Origin of the sequence: Nocardiopsis sp. SBT366 (genome assembly GCF_001083815.1) — a bacterium.
Lineage (GTDB): Bacteria > Actinomycetota > Actinomycetes > Streptosporangiales > Streptosporangiaceae > Nocardiopsis > Nocardiopsis prasina.
Genome location: NZ_LAVM01000048.1, coordinates 37330 through 45642, shown reverse-complemented (window position 1 = coordinate 45642; position 8313 = coordinate 37330). Strand labels below are relative to the sequence as shown.

Below are 8313 nucleotides of genomic sequence, written 5' to 3'. Positions count from 1 at the left end.
CCCCAGCGTCGCCCCGAACCCGCCCCGGCTCCCGCACCGCAGGCCGCCGCCGGTGAGCCCGAGGGCTGGGACGCGCCGGCCGCGCGGCCCGAACCGGCTCCCGCGCCGGAGCCCCCGCGTCCCGAGGCGGCGGCGAGCCCCGCTGGGCCGTCCCCGGACCGCATCGTCACCGGGCTCCAGGAACCGCCGCCCGACCCCTACGAGGACGGTGCCTCCGCGCCGCCGCCCGACGACGGCGGATTCGGTCGGCCCGCGCGGAGCACTCCGGAGCCGAAGGCGCCCGAGCCGGGCCCCCCGGCGTCCGGTGGCTCCGGAGCCACCGCTCCGAGTCGGCCCCAGGGTGCCACCGCGGCCGGTCCGGGCACGGGTTCGGGTCCTGCGGCCGGGTCGGGTCCTGCGGCCGGGTCGGGTCCTGCGGCCGGTTCGGGACCGGCGGGCGGCGGCGCCGGGCTCATCGAGACCGAGCTCGGCGGCAAGCTGCTCGAGGAGATCGAGCACGGCGCGGCGGGATAACCGGCAGGTCAGGGGCGCAGTCCGCGCAGGACCGCCTCCACCAGCCGGTCCACGAACTCGTGGGTGATCGGCGCGGTGCGCAGCAGCCACCGGTGGTTCACCGGGCCGTTGAGCATCTCCACGGCGAGGTCGAGGTCGGCGTCCGGGGCGAGCTGCCCCGCCGCCTGTCCGGAGCGCAGCCGGTCCTTGAGCGCCTCGCTGTTGGGCCGTACGAGCTGTTCGGTGACGGCCCGCGCGAACTCCTCGTCGTGCTGGACCTCGGCCGTGAAGGCCCGGGTGGTCCGGTCCATCGCGGGGTCGTTGAACTCGTCCGTGGTGGCGCGGAGTACGGTCTTGAGGTCGGCGTCCAGGTCGCCGGTGTCGGGCAGCGGTCGCCCGGCCTCGGCCCCGGTCAGCCGGGTGAAGACCTCGAAGACGACGGCGGCCTTGGACGGCCACCAGCGGTAGATGGTCTGTTTGCCCACACGGGCGCGGGCGGCGATGGCCTCCATGGTGAGTCTGGAGTAACCGACCTCACCCAGCAGCTCCTCGGCGGCGTCGACGATGGCGTTCTGCGCGCGTTGGCTGCGGCGGCGGGGGTCCGGGGCCCGTCGGTTCTGTTCATCGGTGTTGTCGGCCATGTCTCCACGGTAACCGCTCCAAAATGACGAGACGTATCGTCTTGCTGCGGGTAGCATCAGACGTGACAGCGAAGACGAGACGACTCGTCTCGCCTGTCTGCGACGAGAGGAGTCAACGGCATGGCCAAGAACAGTGACAACCTCCTCGGGATGGGTGGTCAGCGCACCACCGTCTCCCGTTCCACGCTCCGTGGCGGCAAGGGCGGAACCAAGGGCGGGCCCAGCGACGCCGCGCGCGAGCGGAAGCAGGACCTCCTGCGCAGACTCCGTGAGAAGCACACCGCTCCGGAGACCGGGGACACCGAAGGTCAGTCGTGACCGCAGGGCGTCGGCCCCCCGCCGGGAACAGCGGGGGGCCGACCCCGTCTCAGCCCGGTGACCCGACCGGCCAGGACCTTCCCTCGGGGTCGTCCAGCCACACCCGCTGCTCCCCGTCGGAGCCCACCACCAGGCCGAACCGGTCCGGGTCGGGTTCTCCCAGGCCGGACCACGCGGCCAGGGCCTCCTCCACCTCGTCCCAGATGCTCCTGGGGCCGCCCTGCTCGATCATCCACGCGGTGCCGTAGGGGTAGACCCGCACCCACGAGTCACCTCGGGAATCGCAGAGCCACATGCCCGAACCCGTACCGATCCACCGCCGCCGCATCCGCCAGTCGGGGACCATCACCGAGAGGGCGAAGGCCGAGGCGAAGTCCAGCATCGGGGTGACGGGGTCGGTCTGGGTGAGCCGGTACTCGTCCGGCTGCTGACCGGCGTCCCGCACGGGCGGGGGCGCCGAGCCCGGGGTGCGCAGGGGTACGAACCCCACGCCGCCGTGGAACCGGCCCACCGCGCCGGACCCGCCCGCCTCCGTCCTCTCGAGGCGCATGAGCACCCCGGCGCTCTCCAACCGCCCCCACGGGCACACGATCAGACCGTCGTCGGTGAGCTGGTCGAGCCAGGCGTCCGGCACGCGGCGCACCCCGCACGCACTGACGATCCGGTCGAAGGGCGCCGCCTCCGCGAACCCGTCGTACCCGTCGGCCAGGCGCGTGTCCGGGGACAGGCTCGTGTCGTGGAGCGCCGACCGCGCGGCGCCCAGCAGTCGATCGTCGATCTCCACCGAGGTGACCGCGCCGTCGCCGAGCCGGTGCGCGAGCAGCGCCGTGTTCCACCCCGTCCCGGTGCCGACCTCCAGCACCCGCTGCCCGTTCGCGAGCCGGGCCAGCTCCAGCATGCGGGCGAGCACCGTGGGCGCGGAGCTGTACGAGGTGGCGGGGTCCCGGTCGCCTCCGCGCCGCCTCGTCACCTCCGGGCCCTCGATCCTGGTGACGATGGCGTCGTCCGCGTAGACGGCGGCCAGCCAGCGGTCCGGGTTCCCCGCGGCGTTCAGGGCACCGCCGCTCGAGGTGAGCGCGCCGTGCTCGGGGATGAACAGGTGGCGGGGCACGGAACGGAAGGCGTCGACGAGTGCGGCGTCGGTCAGCGTGCCGTCCGCGATTATCGCCTCGATCAGAGCCGAGTTGCGCTCTCTGGCGGTCAACACGTCCTCAGTCCCCTGGTGGTCCGGCTGTTCTCGGTCGGGGCACGGCCGCCGGAGCGGCCGAACCCCCGTCGAACATCCTTTCAACCCAGGGTGACACTTGCGCTACTCTTCGCTCTTCTGCCTGGTGAAATCAGGTCAACGGTGCGACCAAGTGCGCCTTGTCCCGGTCGTGCCGGGGGTAGTCCACGTAGCCCCTGGGCCCGGACGCGTAGTGGAAGTCCTTCTCCCTGATCACGGACCACGGGACCCCGGCCGCGAGCCGTTCGACCACGTCCGGGTTGGAGATGTAGGGGCGGCCCACCGAGACGAGGTCGGCGTGTCCTCCGGCGATCAGCGCGGCGGCGCCCTCCTGGGTGGTCGCCCGGTGTTCGCCGGTGTTGCCCACCAGCGTGCCCTGCCAGTCCCGTCGCGCCTCGGCCAGCGCGGGGTGGGCGGGATCGTCCGTGACGTGCAGGTAGGCGAGGCCGAGCGGCGCCACCTGGCGCAGCAGTTCCCGGTAGACCGGGGCCGGTTCGCGCTCCACCATCTCGAACTGCCGGTTGCCGGGGGAGAGCCGCAGCCCCACCCGGTCAGCACCGACGGCGTCCGCAACCGCCTCGGTGACCTCCACGGGGAACCGGATCCGTCCCGCGGTCCCGTCGCCGTAGGCGTCCGTGCGGCGGTTGGTGTTGTCGGCGAGGAACTGGTGCGGCAGGTAGCCGTTGGCCCCGTGGATCTCGACCCCGTCGAACCCGGCCCGCACGGCCGCGCGCGCGGCGTCCGCGTAGTCCGCCACGGTTGCGGCGATCTCCCGGAGGGTCAGCTCGCGCGGGGCGACGGGGGAGACCTTGCCGTCCAGCGTGTGGACGGGGTCGGTTCGCGGAACGACCGAGGGGGCCACGGGGGTCCCTCCGTCGGGGCGGTTGGCGGGGTGTGCGCCCCGGCCCGCGTGCATGATCTGGGCGAAGATGCGTCCGCCCTCGGCGTGCACGGCGTCGGTGACCCGTCGCCACCCATCGACCTGCGCCTCCGAGTACAGGCCGGGCTCGGTGAGGTACTGCTGTCCCTCGACGCTGGGCGCGATCCCCTCGGAGACGATCAGGCCCGCGCCGGCGCGCTGCGCGTAGTAGGTGGCCATGAGCGCGCCGGGCACCCCGTCCCGGTCGGCGCGCAGGCGGGTCATCGGGGCCATGACCACCCGGTTGGGCAGGCGCAGCGTCCCGAGTTCGTAGGTGTCCAGCAGGGGCTGACCGTGGTTCCTCGTCGTGTCCATGGCAGGAGCGTAGAATCTGACACCCATGTGAGGTTCAAGGGTTCGTGGCCAGGGTCACAGGCCGAGGGCGGGAGGCGTTCGTGCGCATCGGAGAACTGTCCGCGCGGAGCGGGGTGAGTCCCCGGTCGCTGCGCTACTACGAGGAACGGGGGCTGCTCGCCTCGGAGCGCACCGCCGGTGGCCACCGCGAGTACGGCGAGGACGCCGTGGAACGGGTGGACCGCGTCCAGTGCCTGCTCGGGGCCGGGCTCACCACCGACACCATCCGCGAACTCCTGCCCTGCGTGTACGCGCGGGAGCGCGGCGAACCGGCACCGGACCTCCTTGACTGGCTCACGGCCGAACGCGACCGGGTGACCGGGGCGATCCGAGGACTCGAACGCACCCGCGAGGCCCTGGACCAGGTCATCGAGAACGCCCGCGTCTCCTCACCCGCAGACCGCGCGGACGGATCCGTGGCGCCCGGAGCCCGCCACGGGGGACCGGTGCGCTGGGCCGGGCGTCCGTCGGGAGTGGCCGGGACGCCCCGGCCGGACCGGTTACCCTCACAGGCAAGTGACACGAAGCTATGAACAGCACCATGTGTGTGGCGAGGAGACGGCCGTGAACCCTGGCGGAATGGACATGCAGGCCCTGCTCCAGCAGGCCCAGCAGATGCAGCAGCAACTGGCACAGGCCCAGCAGGCCCTGGAGGAGGCCGAGGTCGTGGGTACCTCGGGCGGCGGCCTGGTCAAGGTCAAGCTGAGCGGGCGGGGTCAGGTCGAGGACATCACCGTCGACCCCAAGGCGGTGGACCCCACCGACGCGGAGGAGACCGCGCAGACCGTGGCGGACCTGGTCCTGGCGGCCATCCGTGACGCCGAGGCCCAGGTGGAGCGCCTCCAGCAGGAGAAGATGGGGCCGCTGGCCGAGGGCCTGGGCGGCGGCGGGATGCCCGGCGGCATGCCCGGCATCCCCGGCTTCTAGGAACCCCGCGCCCGACGGGCACCCGCCGGGTGCCCGTCAGGCGCCCTCCGGGAACCCCGGGGTTCCCGGAGAACCCTCGCGGTCACCGCGCCGCCGCTCCGGTGCCCCGTCGGACACCGCGGGCGGCGGCCCGCGCCCCCTTTTCAGGGACGCGCTCCAACGCGACAGGGAGACGGGCGCGAGAGGTCACCACCCCCCGATACGGTGGGGGGAGGGGCAGGAGTGGCCCCACCGGGCCCCTGCCCGGTTCCGACCGAGTGGGTAGGCATGTACGAGGGCGCGGTACAGAATCTGATCGACGAGCTGGGGCGACTGCCCGGCGTCGGTCCGAAGAGCGCGCAACGGATCGCCTTCCACCTGCTGTCCGCCGAACACGCGGACGTGAAACGCCTGGTCAACGCACTCGTCGAGGTCAAGGAGCGGGTTCGCTTCTGCTCGATCTGCGGCAACGTCGCCGAAGAGACCGAGTGCCGTATCTGCCGTGACGCCCGCCGCGATCTCGCAGTCATCTGCGTCGTCGAGGAGTCCAAGGACGTCGTCGCCATCGAACGCACCCGTGAGTTCCGTGGGCGCTACCACGTGCTCGGCGGCGCCATCAGCCCCATCGAGGGCGTGGGCCCCGACGACCTCCGGGTCAAGGAGCTCATGACCCGCCTGGCCGACGGTCAGGTCACCGAGCTGATCCTGGCGACCGACCCGAACCTGGAAGGGGAGGCCACCGCGACCTACCTGGCGCGGCTGGTCAAACCCATGGGCCTGAAAGTCACCCGACTGGCCAGCGGGCTCCCCGTCGGCGGCGACCTCGAGTACGCCGACGAGGTCACCCTCGGGCGCGCCTTCGAGGGCCGCCGCAGCCTGGAGTTCTAGCTCACACTTCGCCGTAATCGGGCTGAAATATGAGTAACCTCCGCTCTGGCGGGTAACCCGATCGCCGGTGTGTCAAGACGCCACGCCCTCCCCGCCGCAGGTCGGACGGGGTGCCATGGTCGTCGCTAGCTACACTCCATTGTTAATTGTCTTGATCCCAACTCCTCAGGAGCATCGATCGTGGCCCTAATCGTGCAGAAGTACGGTGGGTCTTCCGTGGCTGACGCGGAAGCCATCAAGCGAGTAGCCCAAAGGATCGTGGCTCAGAAAAAGGCGGGACATGACGTCGTGGTCGTGGTCTCGGCCATGGGCGACACGACCGACGAACTGCTGGACCTGGCCGAACAGGTCTCCCCGATGCCCCCCGCTCGCGAGCTCGACATGCTCGTCACCGCGGGTGAGCGCATGTCGATGGCCCTCGTGGCGATGGCCATCGAGAACCTGGGCTACGAGGCCCGTTCCTTCACCGGCTCCCAGGCCGGGGTCATCACGACGTCGTTGCACGGCAACGCCAAGATCATCGACGTGACCCCCGGCCGTATCCAGGAGGCCATCGGCGAGGGCGCGATCTGCATCGTGGCCGGGTTCCAGGGCGTCTCCCAGGACACCAAGGACATCACCTCCCTGGGCCGCGGCGGTTCCGACACCACCGCCGTCGCTCTCGCTGGCGCGCTCAACGCCGACGCCTGCGAGATCTACAGCGACGTGGACGGCGTGTTCACCGCCGACCCGCGCGTCGTTCCCTCCGCGCAGCGCATCCCGCAGATCTCCTATGAGGAGATGCTGGAGATGGCCGCCAGCGGCACGAAGATCCTGCACCTGCGCTGCGTCGAGTACGCGCGCCAGTACAACATTCCCCTGCACGTCCGTTCGTCGTTCAGCCAGAAGCCCGGGACGTGGATCGTCTCGGAAGTCGAGGAAAGCGAAGGCATGGAACAGCCGATCATCTCCGGGGTCTCCCACGACCGGAGCGAAGCCAAGATCACCGTCGTCGGCGTCCCCGACAAGGTCGGTGAGGCCGCGACGATCTTCAAGTCGCTCGCGGACGCCGAGATCAACATCGACATGATCGTGCAGAACGTGTCGGCGGTCTCGACCTCCCGCACGGACATCTCGTTCACCGTCCCCAAGGACTTCGGCAAGGAGGCGGTCGGTGCCCTGAAGAAGGTCCAGGAGCAGGTCGGCTACGCCTCCCTTCGCTACGACGACAAGATCGGCAAGGTGTCGCTGATCGGTGCGGGCATGCGCTCGTACCCGGGCGTCACCGCGCGCTTCTTCGACGCGATCGCCTCCTCCGGCACCAACGTCGAGATGATCTCCACCTCGGAGATCCGCATCTCGGTCATCGTCGAGGAGGACCAGGTCGACGCGGCGGTCCAGGCCGCGCACAGTGAGTTCCAGCTCGACGCCGACCAGGTCGAGGCTGTCGTCTACGGAGGTACCGGCCGATGAGCAACCGTCTTCCCACCCTGGCCATCGTCGGCGCGACCGGCGCCGTCGGCACCGTCATGCTCGACATCCTCACCCAGCGTGAGAACGTGTGGGGCGAGATCCGTCTGGTCGCCTCGGCGCGCAGCGCGGGCAAGGTCCTGAGCGTGCGCGGCGAGGACGTCGTCGTGCAGGCGCTGGCCCCCGAGGTCTTCGACGGCGTCGACGTCGCCATGTTCGACGTGCCGGACGAGGTGTCCAAGGAGTGGGCGCCGATCGCCGCCGCCCGTGGCGCGGTGGCCGTCGACAACTCCGGCGCCTTCCGTCTGGACCCCGACGTCCCGCTGGTGGTTCCCGAGGTCAACGCGGACCAGGTGCGCAACCGTCCGCGCGGCGTCATCTCGAACCCGAACTGCACCACCCTGTCGATGATCGTGGCGATCGGTGCCCTGCACCGCACCTACGGCGTCAAGGAGCTGGTGGTCTCCTCCTACCAGGCCGCTTCCGGCGCTGGCCAGGAGGGCATCGACGTCCTGCGCGACCAGATGGCCAAGGCGGGCGGGGACCGCACCCTCGGTGACAGCGCGGGCGACATGCGCTCGGCCGTCGACGAGCTCGGCCCCTTCCCTGCGCCGCTGGCCTACAACGTCGTGCCGTGGGCGGGTTCGCTCAAGGACGACGGCTGGTCCTCGGAGGAGCTGAAGGTCCGCAACGAGTCCCGCAAGATCCTGGGGCTGCCGGACCTGAAGGTCTCCGCGACCTGCGTGCGCGTGCCGGTCATCACCACGCACTCGCTGGTGGTGCACGCGACCTTCGACAGCGAGGTCGCCGCCGACGACGCCCGCAAGCTGCTGGCTGGCGCCGAGGGCGTCCAGGTCCTGGACGACCCCGCCAAGGGCGAGTTCCCGACCCCGAACGACGTCGTGGGCACCGACCCGACCTGGGTGGGCCGTATCCGGCAGTCGATCGACGACCCGAAGTCGCTCGACCTCTTCCTGTGCGGGGACAACCTGCGCAAGGGCGCCGCGCTGAACACCGCGCAGATCGCCGAGGTCGTCGCCAAGGAGTTCACCCAGGCCTAGAGCCCGGGCACCGAGGGCGGTGGTCCGCTCCCTTCCACGGAAGGGGCGGGCCACCGCCCT

The 8313-nt window shown here is 71.2% G+C and carries 9 protein-coding genes and 1 pseudogene; 7 read left to right on the top strand and 3 right to left on the bottom strand.

What is annotated here, in order from left to right:
• Window positions 1–513: pseudogene (locus ADX84_RS26375) on the top strand (DNA polymerase III subunit gamma/tau); the annotation flags it as partial.
• 8 nt (window positions 514–521) lie between these two features.
• Here the strand turns inward: ADX84_RS26375 and ADX84_RS15990 are convergent.
• The gene (locus ADX84_RS15990) at window positions 522–1133 is read right to left on the bottom strand and encodes a TetR/AcrR family transcriptional regulator (RefSeq protein ID WP_049574788.1); all 612 of its coding nucleotides are present in this window, start codon (window positions 1131–1133) and stop codon (window positions 522–524) included.
• A gap of 120 nt (window positions 1134–1253) precedes the next feature.
• Here ADX84_RS15990 and ADX84_RS15985 point away from each other — a divergent pair, with 120 nt between their 5' ends.
• Window positions 1254–1451: a DUF6243 family protein gene (locus ADX84_RS15985; protein WP_049574782.1), complete on the top strand. Its 198-nt coding sequence runs from the start codon at window positions 1254–1256 to the stop codon at window positions 1449–1451.
• A 49-nt stretch (window positions 1452–1500) separates the two neighbouring features.
• On the opposite strand, the gene ADX84_RS15980 is transcribed toward ADX84_RS15985, so the two are convergent.
• On the bottom strand, window positions 1501–2655 hold the full coding sequence (locus ADX84_RS15980; RefSeq protein WP_049574779.1) for a methyltransferase domain-containing protein: 1155 nt from the start codon (window positions 2653–2655) through the stop codon (window positions 1501–1503).
• A gap of 133 nt (window positions 2656–2788) precedes the next feature.
• On the bottom strand, window positions 2789–3910 hold the full coding sequence (locus ADX84_RS15975) for an alkene reductase (protein ID WP_049574775.1): 1122 nt from the start codon (window positions 3908–3910) through the stop codon (window positions 2789–2791).
• Window positions 3911–3990: 80 nt separating this feature from the next.
• On the opposite strand from ADX84_RS15975, the gene ADX84_RS15970 reads away from it, so the two are divergent.
• From ADX84_RS15970 to ADX84_RS15950, 5 genes are all read left to right on the top strand, one after another.
• Window positions 3991–4482 (top strand): MerR family transcriptional regulator, encoded by a 492-nt coding sequence (locus ADX84_RS15970; RefSeq protein WP_082206538.1) that lies wholly within the window; start codon window positions 3991–3993, stop codon window positions 4480–4482.
• A 46-nt stretch (window positions 4483–4528) separates the two neighbouring features.
• Window positions 4529–4876, top strand: coding sequence for a YbaB/EbfC family nucleoid-associated protein (locus tag ADX84_RS15965; protein ID WP_049574773.1), 348 nt, complete (start codon window positions 4529–4531; stop codon window positions 4874–4876).
• A gap of 267 nt (window positions 4877–5143) precedes the next feature.
• Window positions 5144–5743 carry a recombination mediator RecR gene (recR, locus tag ADX84_RS15960; protein ID WP_017545755.1) on the top strand — a complete coding sequence of 200 codons (600 nt, stop codon included), beginning with the start codon at window positions 5144–5146 and terminating at the stop codon, window positions 5741–5743.
• 180 nt (window positions 5744–5923) lie between these two features.
• A complete protein-coding gene (locus ADX84_RS15955) occupies window positions 5924–7195 on the top strand; it encodes an aspartate kinase (protein ID WP_082206536.1) in 1272 nt (423 codons plus the stop codon).
• On the top strand, window positions 7192–8253 hold the full coding sequence (locus tag ADX84_RS15950; protein ID WP_017545757.1) for an aspartate-semialdehyde dehydrogenase: 1062 nt from the start codon (window positions 7192–7194) through the stop codon (window positions 8251–8253). Before ADX84_RS15955 ends, ADX84_RS15950 begins: the two co-directional genes overlap by 4 nt.
• The last annotated feature ends 60 nt before the right edge of the window (window positions 8254–8313 follow it).

Bases quoted from the DNA above. Each gene is read 5' to 3' on its own strand.
- recR (WP_017545755.1), top strand. From the start codon at position 5,144: ATGTACGAGGGCGCGGTACAGAATCTGATCGACGAGCTGGGGCGACTG.
- ADX84_RS15990 (WP_049574788.1), bottom strand. From the start codon at position 1,133: ATGGCCGACAACACCGATGAACAGAACCGACGGGCCCCGGACCCCCGC.
- ADX84_RS15985 (WP_049574782.1), top strand. From the start codon at position 1,254: ATGGCCAAGAACAGTGACAACCTCCTCGGGATGGGTGGTCAGCGCACC.
- ADX84_RS15965 (WP_049574773.1), top strand. From the start codon at position 4,529: ATGGACATGCAGGCCCTGCTCCAGCAGGCCCAGCAGATGCAGCAGCAA.
- ADX84_RS15975 (WP_049574775.1), bottom strand. From the start codon at position 3,910: ATGGACACGACGAGGAACCACGGTCAGCCCCTGCTGGACACCTACGAA.
- ADX84_RS15950 (WP_017545757.1), top strand. From the start codon at position 7,192: ATGAGCAACCGTCTTCCCACCCTGGCCATCGTCGGCGCGACCGGCGCC.